At 67.5% G+C, this 17,617-nt stretch carries 21 protein-coding genes; 12 read left to right on the top strand and 9 right to left on the bottom strand.

Annotated features, from left to right (window positions below; all coding sequences use genetic code 11):
- Positions 1–57 precede the first annotated feature (57 nt).
- Positions 58–468: a GFA family protein gene (locus G432_RS14135; protein ID WP_015459498.1), complete on the bottom strand. Its 411-nt coding sequence runs from the start codon at positions 466–468 to the stop codon at positions 58–60.
- Between the two features lie 310 nt (positions 469–778).
- Here G432_RS14135 and G432_RS14140 point away from each other — a divergent pair, with 310 nt between their 5' ends.
- The 4 genes from G432_RS14140 (at position 779) to G432_RS14155 (ending at position 4,375) form a co-directional block, all read left to right on the top strand.
- A complete protein-coding gene (locus tag G432_RS14140; RefSeq protein WP_015459499.1) occupies positions 779–1,123 on the top strand; it encodes a MerC domain-containing protein in 345 nt (114 codons plus the stop codon).
- A gap of 57 nt (positions 1,124–1,180) precedes the next feature.
- On the top strand, positions 1,181–1,672 hold the full coding sequence (locus G432_RS14145) for a Fur family transcriptional regulator (RefSeq protein WP_015459500.1): 492 nt from the start codon (positions 1,181–1,183) through the stop codon (positions 1,670–1,672).
- A 100-nt stretch (positions 1,673–1,772) separates the two neighbouring features.
- Positions 1,773–3,698, top strand: a complete 1,926-nt coding sequence (dxs, locus tag G432_RS14150) for a 1-deoxy-D-xylulose-5-phosphate synthase (protein ID WP_015459501.1) — start codon at positions 1,773–1,775, stop codon at positions 3,696–3,698.
- A gap of 134 nt (positions 3,699–3,832) precedes the next feature.
- Positions 3,833–4,375, top strand: coding sequence for a TIGR02594 family protein (locus G432_RS14155; RefSeq protein WP_015459502.1), 543 nt, complete (start codon positions 3,833–3,835; stop codon positions 4,373–4,375).
- 28 nt (positions 4,376–4,403) lie between these two features.
- Here G432_RS14155 and G432_RS14160 read toward each other — a convergent pair whose 3' ends face one another.
- Entirely contained in the window at positions 4,404–5,063 is a 660-nt protein-coding gene (locus G432_RS14160) for an RBBP9/YdeN family alpha/beta hydrolase (protein ID WP_015459503.1), read from the bottom strand.
- 150 nt (positions 5,064–5,213) lie between these two features.
- On the opposite strand from G432_RS14160, the gene G432_RS14165 reads away from it, so the two are divergent.
- Entirely contained in the window at positions 5,214–5,978 is a 765-nt protein-coding gene (locus G432_RS14165) for a TlyA family RNA methyltransferase (RefSeq protein ID WP_015459504.1), read from the top strand.
- A gap of 137 nt (positions 5,979–6,115) precedes the next feature.
- On the top strand, positions 6,116–6,487 hold the full coding sequence (locus tag G432_RS14170) for a hypothetical protein (RefSeq protein ID WP_236626786.1): 372 nt from the start codon (positions 6,116–6,118) through the stop codon (positions 6,485–6,487).
- Positions 6,488–6,507: 20 nt separating this feature from the next.
- Here G432_RS14170 and G432_RS14175 read toward each other — a convergent pair whose 3' ends face one another.
- A complete protein-coding gene (locus G432_RS14175; RefSeq protein ID WP_015459506.1) occupies positions 6,508–7,128 on the bottom strand; it encodes a TetR/AcrR family transcriptional regulator in 621 nt (206 codons plus the stop codon).
- Positions 7,129–7,241: 113 nt separating this feature from the next.
- Here G432_RS14175 and G432_RS14180 point away from each other — a divergent pair, with 113 nt between their 5' ends.
- Entirely contained in the window at positions 7,242–8,219 is a 978-nt protein-coding gene (locus tag G432_RS14180) for a Rieske 2Fe-2S domain-containing protein (protein WP_015459507.1), read from the top strand.
- 79 nt (positions 8,220–8,298) lie between these two features.
- Here the strand turns inward: G432_RS14180 and G432_RS14185 are convergent, their stop codons facing one another.
- The 3 genes from G432_RS14185 to G432_RS14195 form a co-directional block, all read right to left on the bottom strand.
- Complete coding sequence (locus G432_RS14185) at positions 8,299–9,030, bottom strand: hypothetical protein (protein WP_015459508.1); 732 nt, start codon at positions 9,028–9,030, stop codon at positions 8,299–8,301.
- 235 nt (positions 9,031–9,265) lie between these two features.
- A complete protein-coding gene (locus G432_RS14190; protein ID WP_041865433.1) occupies positions 9,266–9,916 on the bottom strand; it encodes a 3-oxoacid CoA-transferase subunit B in 651 nt (216 codons plus the stop codon).
- The gene (locus G432_RS14195; protein WP_015459510.1) at positions 9,916–10,626 is read right to left on the bottom strand and encodes a CoA transferase subunit A; all 711 of its coding nucleotides are present in this window, start codon (positions 10,624–10,626) and stop codon (positions 9,916–9,918) included. The genes G432_RS14190 and G432_RS14195 overlap by 1 nt, the downstream gene beginning before the upstream one ends.
- A gap of 164 nt (positions 10,627–10,790) precedes the next feature.
- Between G432_RS14195 and G432_RS14200 the strand changes: the two genes are divergently transcribed.
- Both G432_RS14200 and G432_RS14205 read left to right on the top strand, forming a co-directional pair.
- Positions 10,791–12,455: a thiamine pyrophosphate-binding protein gene (locus G432_RS14200; RefSeq protein WP_015459511.1), complete on the top strand. Its 1,665-nt coding sequence runs from the start codon at positions 10,791–10,793 to the stop codon at positions 12,453–12,455.
- A gap of 211 nt (positions 12,456–12,666) precedes the next feature.
- Complete coding sequence (locus G432_RS14205; RefSeq protein ID WP_015459512.1) at positions 12,667–12,963, top strand: antibiotic biosynthesis monooxygenase family protein; 297 nt, start codon at positions 12,667–12,669, stop codon at positions 12,961–12,963.
- A 16-nt stretch (positions 12,964–12,979) separates the two neighbouring features.
- On the opposite strand, the gene G432_RS14210 is transcribed toward G432_RS14205, so the two are convergent.
- Positions 12,980–13,786: an NTP transferase domain-containing protein gene (locus G432_RS14210; protein WP_015459513.1), complete on the bottom strand. Its 807-nt coding sequence runs from the start codon at positions 13,784–13,786 to the stop codon at positions 12,980–12,982.
- A gap of 133 nt (positions 13,787–13,919) precedes the next feature.
- Between G432_RS14210 and G432_RS14215 the strand changes: the two genes are divergently transcribed.
- Complete coding sequence (locus G432_RS14215; protein WP_015459514.1) at positions 13,920–14,657, top strand: phosphocholine cytidylyltransferase family protein; 738 nt, start codon at positions 13,920–13,922, stop codon at positions 14,655–14,657.
- A gap of 6 nt (positions 14,658–14,663) precedes the next feature.
- Here G432_RS14215 and G432_RS14220 read toward each other — a convergent pair whose 3' ends face one another.
- Positions 14,664–15,311: a DUF4893 domain-containing protein gene (locus G432_RS14220; RefSeq protein WP_236626787.1), complete on the bottom strand. Its 648-nt coding sequence runs from the start codon at positions 15,309–15,311 to the stop codon at positions 14,664–14,666.
- An 89-nt stretch (positions 15,312–15,400) separates the two neighbouring features.
- On the opposite strand from G432_RS14220, the gene G432_RS14225 reads away from it, so the two are divergent.
- Together G432_RS14225 and G432_RS14230 are read left to right on the top strand one after the other, a co-directional pair.
- A complete protein-coding gene (locus G432_RS14225) occupies positions 15,401–16,024 on the top strand; it encodes a nuclear transport factor 2 family protein (protein ID WP_015459516.1) in 624 nt (207 codons plus the stop codon).
- Positions 16,025–16,101: 77 nt separating this feature from the next.
- On the top strand, positions 16,102–16,818 hold the full coding sequence (locus tag G432_RS14230; RefSeq protein ID WP_015459517.1) for a head GIN domain-containing protein: 717 nt from the start codon (positions 16,102–16,104) through the stop codon (positions 16,816–16,818).
- Positions 16,819–16,852: 34 nt separating this feature from the next.
- Here G432_RS14230 and G432_RS14235 read toward each other — a convergent pair whose 3' ends face one another.
- Positions 16,853–17,572: a fatty acid desaturase CarF family protein gene (locus G432_RS14235; RefSeq protein WP_015459518.1), complete on the bottom strand. Its 720-nt coding sequence runs from the start codon at positions 17,570–17,572 to the stop codon at positions 16,853–16,855.
- Between the last annotated feature and the right edge of the window lie 45 nt (positions 17,573–17,617).

Consider the following 17,617-nt stretch of genomic DNA (forward strand, 5'->3'; position numbering starts at 1 on the left):
AGCGGCTATGCCCCCGGCGCGCGCGGCAGACAAGCCGTGGGGCGTGCCGGCCCTGCCTCAATCCTCGGGGCCGGGATAGCGTTCGAATTCGGGCAGATGGTGCGCATCCCGGATCCAGCCGATGCGCTCGGCGACCTGGATGTGGGCCGAAGGCGCCGGCACGGCATCGGGATCGTCCAGCGTGGCGGTCTGCACGTCGATCAGGCCGGGGAAGATCGCCGCGCTGGTATAGAAAAGGCCGGTGCCGCAATCCGGGCAGAAGTGGCGGCGGCCATGTTCGGACGAGGCGCGGACCTTCGGCGTGCCGGCAAGGATCGTCACGTCGGCTTCCGGGAAGATCGCCCAGGCGACGAAGGGCGCGCCGGCCGAACGGCGGCAATCGCTGCAATGGCAGAGCGAATGGCGATCGGGCAGCGAGGCGACCTCATAGCGTATCGCGCCGCAATGGCATCCTCCGGCCAGCATCATTCTCTCCTTCGTCGTGAAACCGTGATCGGGGGATATCCCGGATGTCCGGGCACATTCCTACTCCAATTCGTCATGCCGGGCCTGGCTCGGCATTCTGCCCTCCGCGCGCACCGACATCGCCGGTGACGGAATCGACCCTTCAGGGTGGCGATTCCTTCGCATGACCGAACCACCGCCCGCTGAACATCTGTGGGGGCGGGGAAACGCCGGCTGCTGCAAATGATATGTTGTATCTTCCTCTCGATCATGCCATTTGCACTGGCAGCTTAGGGAGTGGATTCGAACGGTGTCTGACGTTGCGGGACGCGGGATGTGGCTGGACCGGCTGGCGATCGGCCTGTCGGGCCTGTGCCTCGCGCATTGCATCGGATCGGCCGTGTTCGTGGCGCTGCTGGCGTCGGCCGGCGGCATCCTCGTCCACCATTCCATCCATGAAGTGGGCCTGGTGCTGGCGATCTGCTTCGCGGTGCTGGGGCTCGGCCGCGGTGTGATGCGGCACGGCTTCATGCTGCCCGGATCGATCGGCGGCCTCGGCATCGGCGTGATGGCCGGCGCGCTCACCATGCCGCACAATGCGGATGAGGTGATCTACACGATCATCGGCGTGGGCCTTGTGGCGCTGGGCCATGATCTCAACCGCCGGGCGCTGATCTAAGCCCCGCTTCGGCGGCTATCGCTTGCCGATCGGGGTGGCAGCGCCTAGATTTGGCCCATGGCCCACGCCCACAATCATGCGCATTCCGATGCCCATTCGCACGTCCTGCACGAAGGCGCCGAGCTGAAGGCGGCCGCGCGCGACGCATTGGAGAAATCGGGCCAGCAATGGACGACGATGCGCGCGGCGGTGTTCGACGCGCTCGTCCAGTTCGATCGGCCGGCATCGGCCTATGACATCGCCGAGGCGGTTTCCAAGGCGGAAGGGCGGCGGATCGCGGCCAACAGCATCTATCGCATCCTCGACCTGTTCGTGGGCTCCAACCTCGCGCGGCGGGTGGAAAGCGTGAACGCCTATGTCGCCAACGCGCATCCCGATTGCATGCACGACTGCATCTTCCTGGTGTGCGACACCTGCGGGCAGGCGACCCATATCGACGACGACAGCCTGAGCGGCAATGTGCGCCGTGCCGCGGAAAAGGCCGGATTCGCCGCGGCCCGGCCGATCATCGAGGTCCACGGCACCTGCGCGGATTGCGCCGGGGCCTGATTTTCCGCCGCAGGATGCGCCTGCGCGATCCTGATCAGCCGCGGTTCACCTTCCCGGAAGGATGGTCTACGGGGAGGGCATGAAAGGATTGCCCGCATCCATGACCGAACGCTCCGAGACCCCGCTCCTCGACACGGTCGACACCCCTGACGCCCTGCGCCGGCTGAAGCCGGAACAGCTCCGCACCCTTGCGTCCGAGTTGCGTGCGGAGATGATATCGGCGGTGGGTGTGACGGGGGGGCATCTGGGGTCTGGCCTGGGTGTGGTGGAGCTGACGGTGGCGCTCCATTATGTGTTCGACACGCCCAGGGACGTGTTGATCTGGGACGTGGGCCACCAGGCCTATCCGCACAAGATATTGACCGGCAGGCGCGATCGCATCCGCACCTTGCGGCAGGGCGGCGGGCTTTCGGGTTTCACCAGGCGGTCCGAGAGCGAATATGATCCGTTCGGGGCGGCGCACAGCTCGACCTCGATCTCGGCGGCGCTCGGCTTTGCGGTGGCGAACAAGCTGGCGGGCGCGGCCGGCAAGGCGATCGCGGTGATCGGCGACGGGGCGATGTCGGCGGGCATGGCCTATGAGGCGATGAACAACGCCGCCCAGGCCGGCAACCGGCTGGTGGTGATCCTGAACGACAATGACATGTCGATCGCGCCGCCGGTGGGGGGGCTGTCCGCCTATCTCGCCCGGATCGTCTCGTCGCGGCCGTTCCTGTCCCTGCGCGATCTCGCCAAGAAGGTGGCGCGCCGGCTGCCGCGCCCGCTGCACGACGTCGCCAGCAAGACCGACCAGTTCGCCCGCGGCATGACGATGGGCGGCACGCTGTTCGAGGAGCTGGGCTTTTATTATGTCGGGCCGATCGACGGCCATAATCTCGATCACCTGATCCCGATCCTGGAGAATGTCCGCGACGCCTCCGAAGGGCCGATCCTGGTCCATGTCGTGACCCAGAAGGGCAAGGGCTATGCGCCGGCGGAGGCGGCGGCCGACAAATATCATGGCGTGCAGAAGTTCGATGTGGTGACGGGCGCGCAGGCCAAGGCGCCGCCGGGGCCGCCGGCCTATACCGCCGTCTTCGCCGATGCGCTGGTGGCCGAGGCGAAGCGCGACGAGACGATCTGCGCGATCACCGCGGCGATGCCGTCGGGCACCGGGCTCGACCGGTTCGAGAAGGCGTTTCCCGATCGCTGCTTCGACGTCGGCATTGCCGAACAGCATGCGGTGACCTTCGCCGCCGGCCTGGCCGCGCGCGGCATGCGGCCGTTCTGCGCGATCTATTCCACCTTCCTGCAGCGCGCCTACGACCAGGTGGTGCACGACGTGGCGATCCAGAACCTGCCGGTGCGCTTCGCGATCGACCGGGCGGGGCTGGTGGGGGCGGACGGCGCCACCCATGCCGGCAGCTTCGACGTCACCTATCTCGCCTCGCTGCCCAATTTCGTGGTGATGGCGGCCGCCGACGAGGCGGAGCTGACCCACATGGTCCACACCATGGCGCTGCACGATACGGGGCCGATCGCGGTGCGCTATCCCCGGGGCAACGGCACCGGCGTCGCCATCCCCGCCACGCCGGAGCGGCTGGAGATCGGCAAGGGCCGGCTGGTGCGCGAGGGCAAGACGGTGGCGATCCTCTCGCTCGGCACGCGGCTGGCGGAGGCCGAGCGCGCGGCGGACCAGCTGGAGGCCCTGGGCCTTTCCACCAGCGTCGCCGACCTGCGCTTCGCCAAGCCGCTGGACGAGGCGCTGATCCGCCGGCTGCTGTCCACCCATGAGGTGGCGGTCACCATCGAGGAAGGGGCGATCGGCGGCCTCGGCGCGCATGTGCTGACGCTGGCCTCCGACGCCGGGCTGATCGACGGCGGCCTGAAGCTGCGCACCATGCGCCTGCCCGATATCTTCCAGGACCAGGACAAGCCCGAGCGCCAGTACGAACAGGCCGGCCTCGACCACAACGCCATCACCGCAACCGTCCTCGCTGCCCTCAGAAAAAATAGCGGCGGCGTGTCGCAGGAGGCCCGCGCCTGAAAGCGCTTTTCCGGGCCGCATGGCCGAAAGGCTGTCCTACACGGCTGGAATCGCTATAATCGCGCAAGGTCCGCGCGCTTATTGCCTGGATGATCGCCTTCTCCGGTTTTGAAGCCGGAGAAGGAGCGATCCCGATGCCTCAACTTCCTCAACTTTACCGATTCCTCGAACGCCTCGATCCCTTGCCGCGCATGCTGCGGGAGGCGCTGAAGTTGCTCGACACGCGCGAGCAGCCGGGGCCGGGCAACAATCCCGTGATCATGCAATGGGTGCGGGAGCTGGCCGACCCCGCCGTCGCCAGCGTCTATACCGCCGATGCCGTGCCGTGGTGCGGGCTGTTCATGGCGATCGTCGCCAAGCGGGCGGCCCGGCAGCCGGTGTCCGGGCCGCTCTGGGCGCTGAACTGGGGGAAATTCGGCGTCGAGGCGGGCCAGCCGATGCTGGGCGACGTGCTGACCTTCGTGCGGCCCGAGGGCGGGCATGTCGCGCTTTATGTCGGTGAAAGCGCGGGCAGCTATCATGTGCTGGGCGGCAACCAGTCCGACCGGGTGTGCTTTACCGAGATCGCAAAGACCCGGCTGCGCGCCGCGCGCCGGCCGGCCTATGCGAACCGCCCGGCGACGGTGAAGCCCTATATACTGGGATCGAGCGGCTCCCTTTCCGTCAACGAAGCCTGATGGGTTGGGCCGGGTTGCGGACGGCTGCTCAGATCGTCCGCAGCCCGGCCTCCTCATGCGTCAGCGACGCGAGGATCTCGTTCAGGCCGGCGCCCTGCGCCATCGGCCCTTCCGCCGTGCCGATCAGCCGATCGAGCAGGCGTTGCCCTTCTTGCCACAGGCCGATGCCGCTGGCGGCGTTGATGTGGCCGCAGGCACCGATATTGACGAAATGGCTGCCCCAGTCCCGCGCCATATCGAAGCCGCGCTGGACGGAGGAATAGGGATCGTCCTCGCTGACGACGACGATCGAGGGGAAGGGCAGGCTGCACCGGGGCGTGGGCGCGAATCCCGCGACTTCGGCCGGCATGTCGCGACGGTCGACATCGGGCGGCGCCACCAGCAGCGCGCCGGCGACCGGCCAGCCCCAGGGCTGTCCGGCCAGTTCCGCCCACCACGCCACGGCGAGGCAGCCGAGGCTGTGGGCGGCGAGCAGCACGGGCTGTTCGGCGGACCGGATAGCCTGATCGAGCTTGGTGACCCAGGGGTTGCGGCGCGGCGTATCCCACATGCCCAGCTCCACCCGCACGACATCGCCGCGACTCTGTTCCCACAGCGATTGCCAATGCGCGGGGCCTGAACCATTGAGGCCGGGAACCGTGAGCACCAGCGGCCGCCGGCCGCTGAATTCGGAGATTGCCTGCACCATGCGTCGTCTCCCGATCCTGTCCGCACCGGGAAGAAGCTCCCCCGAAGCGATTCGCTGGGGAGGAGGATATCTCTATCGTTGCAGTCAACAAGAGGGGCGGCGCTCAATTATGGCTTTATTGCGGCAATCCGATCCGCCATGGACGGCGCCATGACGAAGAATATCCGGGCGGATCAGCTGCTGGTGGAACGCGGGCTGGCGGAAAGCCGGGCGCGGGCGCAGGCGCTGATCCTGGCAGGTCTGGTCTATGTAGCTGACCGGAAAGTGGAAAAAGCGGGGCAGGCGCTGAAGCCCGATGCGGCGCTGGAGGTGAAGGGCCGCGACCATCCCTGGGTGTCGCGCGGCGGCGTCAAGCTGGCCCATGGGCTTCAACATTTTGGCTGGAATGTGGCAGGCGCGATCGCGATCGACGTCGGCTCCTCCACCGGCGGCTTCACGGACGTGCTGCTGACCAACGGCGCGGCGCGGGTCTATGCGGTCGATTCGGGCACCAACCAGCTTGCCTGGAAGCTGCGCCAGGACCCGCGCGTGGTGGTGCATGAGCGCACCAACGCCCGCAACCTGACGGCCGAACATGTGCCGGAGGCGGTGGACGTCATCGTCTGCGACGCGAGCTTCATCTCGCTGGCCAAGGTGCTCGATGCCGCGCTGGGCTTCGCCCGCCCCGGCGCGCACCTGATCGCGCTGATCAAGCCGCAGTTCGAGGCGGGGCGCGGCGAGGTGGGCAAGGGCGGCGTGGTCCGCGACCCGGACGTGCACGAACGGGTGTGCCGCGAGGTGGCCGACTGGCTGACCGCACGTGGCTGGAATGTGGCGGGAATCACGCCCAGCCCGATCACCGGCCCCGAAGGCAATGTGGAGTTCCTGATCGGCGCCGTTCTGCCGCAAGAATCCGCGATCGTTGCGGAGGCGTGAAACCAAATCGCCTGCCCTGCTTTTACGCGAAATGCGGGGCGCACCAATGCGGGACGGGGACGAAATGGTTGTGCTTTGACCGGATCGCAAAGAGACGATACGCAGGATATCGAGCGGACCTGTAGCAAGGGGAAAACGTGGCTTTACCTCGCCTCTTTGCCTTGATCGTCGGGCTGCTGGCGGCGGCCTATTTCGGCTTTGGCCTGGCCCAGTATACGGTAAGCCCGATCGTCGCGGGCATCATGCTGTTCGCGGCCCTGATATTGGTGGCGGCGTCGCCGCGCCGGGCCGTCACCCGCCTGCAGCGCAACCTGGTGGTTGCCGCCTGGGGAGTCTTCAGCCTGCTTTCGATCGCCGCGCTGATCGTGCTGCTGCTGATGGGGGGCGACAATCGCGCCAAGGCGATGGCCCTGCTGCTGTTCCTGACCGGCTTCGGCTTCACCGTCCGTTCGGCCTGGCAGGCAGGCAAGAAGAAGCGCCGGAAATGGGACAATTATTTCGATAAATAAGGGCGGAAGGCCGGCTGCCGTCAGGCGCCTTCCGATCGCAGCGTCGCCACCCAGATATCGGCGAGCGTATCGAGCAGCCCTTCGAAATCCGTTTCCCAGCCCTGGATGTGGACCGCCATCATCGCGCGTTCGAGCTGGAAGATCAGCAATTGCGCGCGCCGCCGCGCCTCATCGGAGGTGAAGGCCGACCAGCGCGCGCCATCCCCGATCAGCGCGGCGACGAAGGCGGCCTCGTGCGCGCTCGAATCCGCCGAGATCTCGGCCAGCATTTCGCGCAGCAGGGTGCGCATGCCGTCATTATGGACCCGCCAGGCGGCGCCGACCTCCGCCAGCCAGCCGCGGATCGAGCGGCGCGACCAGTCCGGCAGTTCGGCGAAGCGGACGTAGAGGCCGGTTCCCCGCTCCCACATGTCCGCCAGGATCGCCCGGCCGACATCGGGCTTGCCGGTGAAATGGGCATAGAAGGTGGCGCGGGAAATGCCGGCCGCGCCCAATATCTCCTCGATCGTGGCGGCCGCCATGCCGCGCCGTTCGAACACCGCCAGCGCGGCATCGACGATCCGCGCGCGGGTGGCGCGGCGCTGCTGTTCCCGAAGCGGGATCGGGCTGGGCCGGGCCTGGATGCTGGGCGCGATCGACATGGACCTTGGCTATCAGACGCGGCGGCGAAGACAAGGCCATACATATGTATGGAATATTGACGATCATATGGCCCGTGATATGTCTTTTGCCGAAAACAGAATGGAGAGGCCCAATGAATGCGATCAGCCCGATTCCGATGCGCTATCGGACGCACGACACCATCTATCCGCGCGGATGGTATTGCATCGCCGAGTCGGAGGATGTGGCCGCCGACAAGATGCTGCCGGTGAGCTGGCTGGGCCAGCAGCTCATCATCTACCGCACGAAGGACGGCGCGGCGCAGGCGGCCGACGCCTATTGCCCGCATCTGGGCGCGCATCTCGCCAGCCATGACGGAAAGTTGTGCGACGGGCGGATCACCTGCCCCTTCCACAAATGGGAATTCGACAGCGCGACCGGCAAGGTCGAGCATATCCCCTATACCGACGTGCCGGTGCCGGCGAGCGTGCGGCTGACGCTGCACCCCACGCGCGAGACCGACGGCATGGTGCTGATCTGGCACGACCCGGCCGGCGGCAAGCCGAGCTTCGAGCCGTTCGATTCGAGCGGGCTGCGCGGCGACGACAAATGGGTGCGCTATGCGGTGAAGAGCTGGGAGACGCGCTGTCCCTTCCGCGACATGCTGGAGAACATCTTCGACACCGCGCACATCACGCAGCTCCACAATGCGGCCGCGCTGCCCGACATCACCAATTACGAGCCCAGGGATTACGGGCTGCGCCTGCAATATGTGACGGACCCGGACGCCGGCGAGGAGACGCCGATTTCCTCGTTCGAGATGAACCTTTCCGCGCTGTCGCTGCTGACCCAGATCTATCACGGCGTGCATTTCACGGCGCTGTTCGTGATCTCCTTCACGCCGATCGACGAGGAGCGGATGGTGGAGACGGCCCGGCTCTACCTGAAGGACAATGGCAATGCCGAGGCGATGGAGCAGATCGGCAAGGCCTTCGTCGAGCGCTTCGTGTTCGAGGTGGAACAGGATCTGAAGGTGCTGGACTATAAGAAGCACCTGACCCAGCCGCGCCTGTGCGCCGGCGACGGCCCGATCATGAAGTTCCGTAGCTACGCCGCGCAATATTACGACTGAGCGGAAACAGGGGTTGCGGCGCGCTTTGGGGCGCGTGCCGCGATCCGGGGCCGGGTTTCGCGCCCGGCCCCGTGACGTTTCAGGCGACGAGCGCTGTGGCCCAGCGCGCGAAGCCGAGCCAGGCTTCCGTCTGCCAGACCAGGATCGGCAGGACCATCGCCGCCAGCGCATAGAGGCCGCCCCACAGGGTCGCGCGATGGATGCGGCGGATGGTCGCCATGTCCCACAAAGCGACGAGGACGATGTAGAGCGCCGGCACCAGCACGATCCCGCTGAGCCCGGCGAACCAGGGCATGCGGCCGAAGGCGGCGCCCATCATCGGCACCATCGCGAGCACCATCAGCCGCTTGTGGGTCTGCGGCGCCCGGCGCTTCCACAGGGCGGCAAGGATCAGGCCGCCGAAACCGGGCACGGCGAACAGCGGGATCGCCGCCCAGGACAGGGGCGGCACGATCGGCGGGCCGGAGGCGCGGGCGACGCCGTGAAGCCCGGTCAGGGTGCCGATGACGATCATCGCGATGACCAGCGGCAGCCCCAGCATGCCGAGCCGGCGGTGGATATCGGTGCGGCCGGCGCCGGCCAGCGCGGTCTGCGCCACGAACAGCAGCATCCACGCCGAAAAGACCGCGCCGTGCAGGTGCACCAGCGGCGTCGGCGGCAGGACATGAGCCGGCCGGCCGTTGAACGGCACCAGGAACCAGGACGGCGCGAAGCCGATGAAGACGGCGACCAGCATCGACGCCGCGATGCCGGTATAGAAGATATGTTCCGGCGCCCATCGGCGCCGGCGAGCAAGAGCAATCGTAGCCAATCCGGCCTCCCCACAAGGCGGGAGCCCCGAAGGTGGGGCTCGCGGGATGTGGGGCGGGAGAGGCCCGATCGCGGGCGGATCGGCCAGAGGCGCGCGACGAAGATGCGATTCCGCGCGATCTTGCGACGAAATTGCGCCGCCGCCGCCGGGCGGGATCGCTGCCGGATCGGATGGCGGCCGCCCGTTCCGGCGCCGGTGGCTGGAACGGGCGGCGGCGCTCAGTTCAGATAATGGGTCAGCTCAGATAATGGGCCGTCGTCCTGGCGGCGACTTCCTCCGCCGTCACGCCCGGCGCCAGCTCGATCAGCCGGAAGGGGGACTTGTGGTCCGGCCGCTGGAACACCGCGAGATCGGTGATGACCATGTCCACCACATTCTTGCCGGTCAGCGGCAGGGTGCAGGCGGGGATGAACTTGGGGCTGCCGTCCTTGGCGTTATGCTCCATCACCACGATGATCTTCTTGACGCCGGCGACGAGATCCATCGCACCGCCCATGCCCTTGATCATCTTGCCGGGGATCATCCAGTTGGCGATGTCCCCGCTTTCGGAAACCTCCATCGCGCCCAGCACGGTAAGGTCGATATGCCCGCCGCGGATCATCGCGAAGCTGTCCGCCGAGGAAAAGTAGCTGGACGACGGCAGCTGGCTGATCGTCTGCTTGCCGGCGTTGATCAGATCGGCGTCCACCTCGTCCTCATAAGGGAAGGGGCCGATGCCGAGCATGCCGTTTTCGGACTGGAGCGTCACCTCCACGCCTTCGGGCACATGGTTGGCCACCAGCGTCGGGATGCCGATACCGAGATTGACGTAGAAGCCGTCCTGCAATTCCTTCGCGGCGCGGGCCGCCATCTGGTCGCGGGTCCAGCCCTTGGTTGCTTCCGTCATCATGCCGCCTCCCGCGTCCGCACGGTGCGGAACTCGATCTTCTTGTCATAGGGCGCGCCCAGGATCAGGCGCTTCACATAGATGCCGGGCAGATGGATGCAGTCCGCATCCAGGCTGCCGACCGGCACGATCTCCTCCACCTCGGCCACGCAGATCCTGCCGGAGGTGGCGGCGGGCTGGTTGAAGTTGCGCGCCGTCTTGCGGAAGACGAGATTGCCGGCTTCGTCGGCCTTCCAGCCCTTGATGATCGAAAGATCGGCGCGGATGCCGCGTTCGAGCACATAGGTCTCGCCGTCGAACTCCTTCAGCTCCTTGCCTTCGGCCACCAGCGTGCCCACGCCCGTTTTGGTGTAGAAGCCGGGGATGCCGGCGCCGCCGGCGCGCATCCGTTCCGCCAGCGTGCCCTGGGGGCAGAATTCCACCTCCAGCTCGCCGGCCAGATACTGCCGCTCGAACTCCTTGTTCTCGCCCACATAGGAGGAGATCATCTTGGCGATCTGGCGGGTGCGCAGCAGCTTGCCGAGCCCTTCATTGTCGATGCCGGCATTGTTGGAGGCGACGGTGAGCCCCTTCACGCCGGAAGCCTGGATCGCATCGATCAGCCGTTCCGGGATGCCGCACAGGCCGAAGCCCCCGGCCGCGATCGTCATGCCATCGAACAGCAGCCCTTCCAGTGCCGCCGCAGCATCGGGATATATCTTGTTGGCCACGCCTTCTCCTCTCCCCTGAACGCTTCTGTGCCGGCGGGATAAAAGCAGGCGGGGATGGCCGTCAATCGAAGCTTGTCCCGATTGTCCGCCACGCAATCGCACTCGGGAAACGCGGAGGCGGGATGTCCCTTTTTCCGCCGATCGGGGCGGGTTATGGATGCATCATGAGCAATCAACGCACTGGCGGGCGGATCCTTGTGGACGCCCTCGTCGCCCAGGGATGCGATCGCATCTTCTGCGTGCCCGGCGAATCCTATCTGGCCGTCCTCGACGCCCTGCACGATACGCCGGAGATCGAGCTGGTCGTCGCCCGGCAGGAAGGTGGCGTCGGCTTCATGGCGGAGGCGGACGGCGCGATGACCGGCCGGCCCGGCATCGCCTTCGTCACGCGCGGCCCCGGCGCCACCAACGCATCGATCGGCGTGCATGTGGCGATGCAGGATTCGACGCCGATGATCCTGTTCATCGGCGACGTCGCGCGCGGCGACCGCGACCGCGAGGCTTTCCAGGAGATCGACTTCACGGCGATGTTCTCCCCCATCGCCAAATGGGCCTCCCGCATCGACGATGCGGAGCGCATTCCCGAATATGTCGCGCGCGCCTATGCGGTCGCCATGTCCGGCCGGCCGGGGCCGGTGGTGCTGGCGCTGCCGGAGGACATGCTGACCGATCTGGTCGGCGCGGTCGATCGGCCCCGCGTGGAGCCGCCGCAGCAGGCGGTGGGCGCGGAGACGATGGCCCAGGTGAAGGCCCTGCTGGCCGAGGCCAACAATCCGGTGGCGATCATCGGCGGCGCGGGCTGGAACGGCAAGGCCGCGCGCGACTTCGCCAGCGCGGCCGAGGCGATCGGCCTGCCCGTCGCGGTGGCGTTCCGCCGCCAGGATGCGATGTCCAATGATTGCGCCGTCTATGCCGGCAATCTGGGCTATGGGCCGAGCCCCGCGCTGGTGCGGCGGGTGAAGGAGGCGGACCTGCTGCTGGTCGTCGGACCCCGGCTGGGGGAGGCCACCACCGATGGCTATACCCTGGTCACCCCGAACCATCCCGGCCAGAAGCTGATCCATGTCCATCCCGATCCGGCGGAGCTGGGCCATGTCTATCGCGCGGACCTTGCCGTCTGCGCGGGAATGGCGGCCTTTGCCGCTGCCCTGGGCGGGATGGTCCGCGACGATGCCGGCAGCGGGGACATCCGCTTCACCACCGGCAAGGATGCCCATGTCGAATGGCTGGCATGGTCCACGCCCACGCCCGGCAGCGCGACGCTCGATCTTGGCGACTGCGTGACGGCGATGCGCGAGGCGCTGCCGGCGGACAGCATCATCTGCAACGGCGCCGGCAATTTTTCCGGCTGGTGGCACCGTTTCTGGCGCTATGCCGGCCCGGTGAGCCAGCTTGCGCCGACGGCCGGCGCCATGGGCTACGGCCTGCCGGCGGGCGTTGCCGCCGCGATGCGCGCGCCGGAGCGGCAGGTGGTGGTGCTGGCCGGCGACGGCTGTTTCCTGATGAACGGGCAGGAACTGGCGACGGCGGTGCGATATGGCCTGAAGCTGCTGGTGCTGGTGATCGACAATGGCAGTTACGGCACCATCCGCATGCATCAGGAACGGCGCTACCCCTCCCGCATTTCCGGCACCGACCTGGTGAACCCGGACTTCGCCGCGCTGGCGCGGGCCTATGGCGCCTGGGCGGAGACGGTGACGGAGACGGCGGCGTTCGCGCCCGCGCTGGCGCGCGCGCAGGAACAGCCGGGCGTGGCGCTGCTCCACCTCAAGACCGATATCGAGCAGATCGGGCCGGGGATCACGGTGAGCGCGCTGCGCGGCCGATGAGCGCGGGATAGAATGAAGGAAGCGCCCGTCCGGATGGAGCGGGCGCTTCCCCGCGACCCTCGCGGGTAATCGTCGATCGTTTGATGACAGCAATGTTACCGGTCCCATCGGCCGGGCGAAACCGCAAGTCCACGGGGCGTTGGAAAAGGGCGATGGCCGGCCTTCCGCGAAGCCGCTCGCCTAGCGCGCGGCGCTGCGCTAAGGGGAGGGCATGATCCTCGAACTTGCTGAAATCGATATCCTCCCCGGCAAGGAAGCCGCGTTCGAATCGGTGCTGGAGGAGGCTTCGGGCCATTTCCTGCGGACACCCGGCTGCCTGGGCATGAAGGTGACCCGATCGATGGAGCATCCGCACCGTTTCCGGCTGCTGGTGCAGTGGGAATCGGTCGATGCGCATATGGTGGGCTTCCGCAATTCGGACGCCTTCCTGGAATGGCGGCGGCTGGCCGGGCCATGCTTCGCCAAGCCGCCGCGCGTCGAGCATCTGAGCCTGCTGATCGACAAATGATCCGGCGCGCCGGCGATCAGCCGGCGGGGTTTTGCCCTTCGCGCTTCGCGAGGATGCCGGCGACGAGATCATAGTCGCTGGCCTTGTCCACATCGATGCCCGCTTCGGCGCGGTCGAGCAGCACCGGCTTCACCCGGAAACCGAGCCGGCGCCCCGCCGTCGCCAGCGCATCGGCCAGCGTGATCGTGCGGGTGAGCGCGCGGAGGGCGAGGCAAGGGCCGAAGCGCATCATCAGCTTGCGTGCGGCCTTGCGGTCCTGTTCGGCGCCGGCCCACAATTCCAGCGCCGGGGCCACGGCCGGGCCGGTGAGCGCGAACAGGTTGGCGCCGGTGAACCCGCCGTCGCGGAAGCGCAGCCAGGTGCGCTTGTTCTCGGGATAGGCGGCCAGCAGCACGCGGGCGGGCACCATCGCCACGGCCACGTCGGTATCGCCCACGCCATCGATGAAGGCATCGACATCGGCGGGCAGCAGCAGCGGATGATCGGCGGTGGCGATCAGCACGGGCCACGGCGCCTCCGGCCGGCCGGCGACCGCCTCGATGCTGCGCGATATGCCCATGCCGCTGACGTGGAGCCGCACCTTGGGGTGATCGGCGATCCAGCCGAGATCGCCCGCGACGACGGCCTCGGGCTCCTGCGAGAGGATGAGGATGCGGCCGATGCGATCGACGGCGGCCAGCGTGCGCACCATGCGGGCGATCATCGCCTCGCCCGCGATCGGGATGCGGGCCTTGAAGCGTTCGCCATAAGCCTCGGCGAAGGGATCGCCGCCCGGCCGCGACCCGGCGAGCAGGATCGCCGTCCATTGGCCCGTTTCGTTCACCGCGCTCCGCCCTTCCTGTCCGCCGGCCAGCCTGCCGGGAAGCCCGAGCCTATAGCCGCCGCCCCGGAAAAGTCACGATTGCGGGCGATAGGCGCGGGCCATATTCTGTCCCCACCATCAGCGCGAGCGCATCATGACCATCCGCAAGGCCGTTATCCTGAGCGCGGGCAAGGGATCCCGCCTGCTGCCCCTCACCGAGAACCGGCCGAAATGCCTGCTCGACTGTTCGGGCAAGACGCTGCTGGAATGGCAGCTCGACGCGCTGTTCTCCGCCGGCGTGGAGGAGGCGGTGATCGTCACCGGTTTCCGTTCCGACCTTGTCGACGCGCTGGTCGCCGCCCGGCCGGACCGGCGCGCGCGCACGCTCTACAACCCCTTCTACCATGTCGCCGACAATACCGGATCGGTGTGGATGGCGCGCGAGGAGATGAAGGAGGATTTCCTGATCCTCAACGGCGATACGCTGATCGGCCCCGATATTGTCCGCAGGGTGATCGACAATGCGACCGCGCCGATCACCGTGACGGTGGATGAGAAGCCGGCCTATGACGATGACGACATGAAGGTGCTGCGCGACGGCGACCGGCTGCTGCGCATCGGCAAGACCATCACCGAATGCAATGCGGAGTCGATCGGCTTCCTCGCCTTCCGGGGGCAGGGGCCGGCAGTGTTCGTCGATGCGGTCGATACGCTGATGCACGGGCCGGAAGGCGTATCGAGCTGGTATCTGAAGCTGATCGACCAGCTCGCCCCGCTCGGCATCGTCAGCACGACATCGATCCACGGCATGGAATGGCAGGAGGTGGATTTCCTCCCCGATCTCGACGCCGCGCAGAAGCTCACCGCGCGCTGGCGCGAAGCGGGGCGATAGGCCCGATCAGCCGCGCGCCTTCGGAACCAGCTCCACCACGTCGAGCAGCGATTCCCAGCGCGGATAGGGCAGGACGAGGCGCCAGCGCTGGTCGCCGATCCGTTCGAAGGCGCCGATCATGTCGCGTTCCGGATCGCGGCCATATTCCAGCGCGCGCCGTTCGTCCCCCAGCATCATCGTGCCGAGGAAGATCATGCGGCTACCATCCTGGGGAAAGAGCAGCCCCACCGGCTTCTGCCCGCCTTCCAGCTTGGTGAGGCTGAGGATGCCGCCTTCCTGCGCGACGCGGCAGGTGAAGGGCGGCAGGGTCGTGACCACGGGCCCGGCAGGGCGGCGGGAACCGAGCTTGAAGACGCGGCAGGCATAATCGCCGGCCGGCGGCGTAGCGCCGGGCTGGGCCGCATCGGGCTGCATCAGCGCGCCCAATGGGGCGATCTGCTGCGATTGGCCGGCGGCGGCGACCTGGTCCAGCGCCTTGATCCAGGCCGTCCGCCATCCGCGCAGGCGTTCGCGATCGGCGCTGGTGGCGATGACGCGCCAGTTGGTCGGCGGCGGGGAATCATCGGCATGGGCATCGATCGCCGCGCCCGCAACGCAGCCGGCGAGAAGGATGAGCGACAATATCCGGGGGGATGATTGGAGGCTCTTCAGCAAATCATGTTCCTTCGGCCCTTCATCGCCGGGCTGGACGTGCCGAGGGGATCGCGGCAACCGGAAGCCGTAAAGACGACGGGAGATACAGGATGATGACAGACCTCGAGACCCGGATCGACCGCCTCGAATCGACCGAGGCGATCCGTCAGCTCGTTTCGCGTTATTCCCTGTCGCTCGACATGCGCGATCTCGACGCGCACGTGAACCTGTTTGCGCCGGACATCCGCGTGAGCCGCGACAAGGTGGGTCGCAGCCACCTGAAGCGGTGGCTGGACGATACGCTTCGCCTGCAGTTCACGGGCACGTCCCATCATGTCGGCAACCATGTGATCGAGTTCGACGATGCCGATCATGCACATGGCGTCGTCTATTCCAAGAACGAGCATGAGACCGGCCCCGAATGGGTGATCATGCAGATGCTCTACTGGGACAATTATGAACGGATCGACGGGCGCTGGTATTTCCGGCGACGGCTGCCCTGCTACTGGTATGCGACCGACCTGAACAAGCCGCCGATCGGCGACATGAAGATGCGCTGGCCGGGGCGGGAGCCCTATGAGGGGACGTTCCACGCGCTCTGGCCGTCCTGGAAGGACTTCTGGGCCAATCCGCCGCAGTCGGACGAGCCGGAGGTGGCGGAGCCGGCGCCCCTGGGCGAGTTCCTGAAGCGGATGCGGCGGGATGCGGCCGATCCGCGCATCCGGGTGCGGTGAGCGGGAAGGGGCGGAACGGGCTTGAGGCCGCCCGCCAAGCTGTGTATTGCTTGCATAACACAGTGGAGGATCGACCGATGCGCCTTGCCCTTATCGCCCTGCCCGCGGCCTTGCTCGCGGCGTGCAACGCCGGTGGACCGGCCGCGGCCGACAATGGCGGCGGCGGGCGCGACGTGCGGCAATTCTCCGCCGCCGGCTTCGATCGGGTGGCGTTGCGCGGGCCTGACGACGTGACGGTGCGGGTGGGGCCTGCCGTGTCGGTGCGCGCCGAGGGCGACCGCGCGGTGCTCGACCGGCTGGAGGTGAGCGTGGTCGACGGCGAGCTGCGCCTCGCCCGCCGCAAGGAAGGCTGGAATTCCAACACGCGCGGCAGCGCCCGCTTCATCGTGACCCTGCCGGCGCTGCGCGGCGCGACCGTCGCCGGATCGGGCAACATGTCCGTGGATCACGCCAAGGCCAGGGAATTCGCGGCGTCGATCGCGGGATCGGGCAATCTGGGCGTGGGCGCCGTGGAAGGCGAGACGGTGGACCTTTCGGTCAACGGATCGGGCAATCTGACGGTGGCCGGCAGCACGCGGACGGTGAGCGGATCGATCAACGGATCGGGATCGATCCGGGGCCAGGGGCTGAAGGCGGACACCGCCTCCATCTCGATCGCGGGATCGGGCGACGCCGACCTGACGGCGCGATCCACCGCCGCCATATCCGTGATCGGATCGGGCAATGCGACCGTCACGGGCGGCGCCAAGTGCACCATCCGCCGCGTGGGATCGGGCGGGGCCAATTGCAGCTGAACTGAAGGCGGGCGCGCGTCGTCGGCGCGCGCCTTCAGGCCGTGGGTTCCAGCCCCGCGGGGGTGAGCAGGCCGCGACGGGTGGCGGCGTTGAAGATCAGGTTCACCACCGGGTTCGACCAGCCGCAATTGGTGGCGAAATCGCGGGCGAGGGAGTCGTGGTGGAGCTGGTGGGCGGCGGGCGTCATCAGCAGGCCCAGCCGCCGCATCGCCCGCACCACCGGCGGATTATGATCCCGGTGCAGCGTGCCGTGGAAATATTGGGCGAAGGTGCCGCCCAGGATGAAGGTGATCGCGCCCGCCACCGCCCAGCCGGGCACGGGCAGCGCCAGCCACAGGATGTTGAGCAGGATCGAGGCGGGCAGCGCGCCCGCGATCACCGTCGATCCGATCTGCCGCCACATCGTCCGCCGGCCGAGCGCGTTGGGGCGGGGATGGTGGTTCTTGAAATCATAGACCAGCCGCTCGAGCGGGGAGAGCTGGGCCATCGTCTGCCGGAACAGCGCCTGATAATGATCGGACTCGCGCGATCCTTCGTAGAAATAGAGCCGGTCCAGCCCCATGCCGGGGCGGCAGGGCCGGTAATCCATATACATATGGACCAGGCCGGACATCAGATCGGCGGCATACCAGCCCGCGATCATCGCCGGCGGGATCAGCCAGCTCCAGCGATCGACCGCGCCCGCGAGGTTGAGGGCGAGCGAGCCCGCGAACAGCAGAACGATCGCGAATATCGTGAATTTCCGGCCCGTCACCGATCCAGAACCTGCGCCTGACTTCCCACGGCATAGCCATGCGCC

It is taken from the genome of Sphingomonas sp. MM-1 (genome assembly GCF_000347675.2).
GTDB lineage: Bacteria > Pseudomonadota > Alphaproteobacteria > Sphingomonadales > Sphingomonadaceae > Sphingomonas_E > Sphingomonas_E fennica.

Excerpts from the sequence above, each read along its gene's own strand:
- G432_RS14135 (WP_015459498.1), bottom strand. The coding sequence starts at position 468 with ATGATGCTGGCCGGAGGATGCCATTGCGGCGCGATACGCTATGAGGTC.
- G432_RS14140 (WP_015459499.1), top strand. The coding sequence starts at position 779 with ATGTGGCTGGACCGGCTGGCGATCGGCCTGTCGGGCCTGTGCCTCGCG.
- G432_RS14145 (WP_015459500.1), top strand. The coding sequence starts at position 1,181 with ATGGCCCACGCCCACAATCATGCGCATTCCGATGCCCATTCGCACGTC.
- dxs (WP_015459501.1), top strand. The coding sequence starts at position 1,773 with ATGACCGAACGCTCCGAGACCCCGCTCCTCGACACGGTCGACACCCCT.
- G432_RS14155 (WP_015459502.1), top strand. The coding sequence starts at position 3,833 with ATGCCTCAACTTCCTCAACTTTACCGATTCCTCGAACGCCTCGATCCC.
- G432_RS14160 (WP_015459503.1), bottom strand. The coding sequence starts at position 5,063 with ATGGTGCAGGCAATCTCCGAATTCAGCGGCCGGCGGCCGCTGGTGCTC.
- G432_RS14165 (WP_015459504.1), top strand. The coding sequence starts at position 5,214 with ATGACGAAGAATATCCGGGCGGATCAGCTGCTGGTGGAACGCGGGCTG.
- G432_RS14175 (WP_015459506.1), bottom strand. The coding sequence starts at position 7,128 with ATGTCGATCGCGCCCAGCATCCAGGCCCGGCCCAGCCCGATCCCGCTT.
- G432_RS14180 (WP_015459507.1), top strand. The coding sequence starts at position 7,242 with ATGAATGCGATCAGCCCGATTCCGATGCGCTATCGGACGCACGACACC.
- G432_RS14190 (WP_041865433.1), bottom strand. The coding sequence starts at position 9,916 with ATGACGGAAGCAACCAAGGGCTGGACCCGCGACCAGATGGCGGCCCGC.
- G432_RS14200 (WP_015459511.1), top strand. The coding sequence starts at position 10,791 with ATGAGCAATCAACGCACTGGCGGGCGGATCCTTGTGGACGCCCTCGTC.
- G432_RS14205 (WP_015459512.1), top strand. The coding sequence starts at position 12,667 with ATGATCCTCGAACTTGCTGAAATCGATATCCTCCCCGGCAAGGAAGCC.
- G432_RS14215 (WP_015459514.1), top strand. The coding sequence starts at position 13,920 with ATGACCATCCGCAAGGCCGTTATCCTGAGCGCGGGCAAGGGATCCCGC.
- G432_RS14225 (WP_015459516.1), top strand. The coding sequence starts at position 15,401 with ATGATGACAGACCTCGAGACCCGGATCGACCGCCTCGAATCGACCGAG.
- G432_RS14230 (WP_015459517.1), top strand. The coding sequence starts at position 16,102 with ATGCGCCTTGCCCTTATCGCCCTGCCCGCGGCCTTGCTCGCGGCGTGC.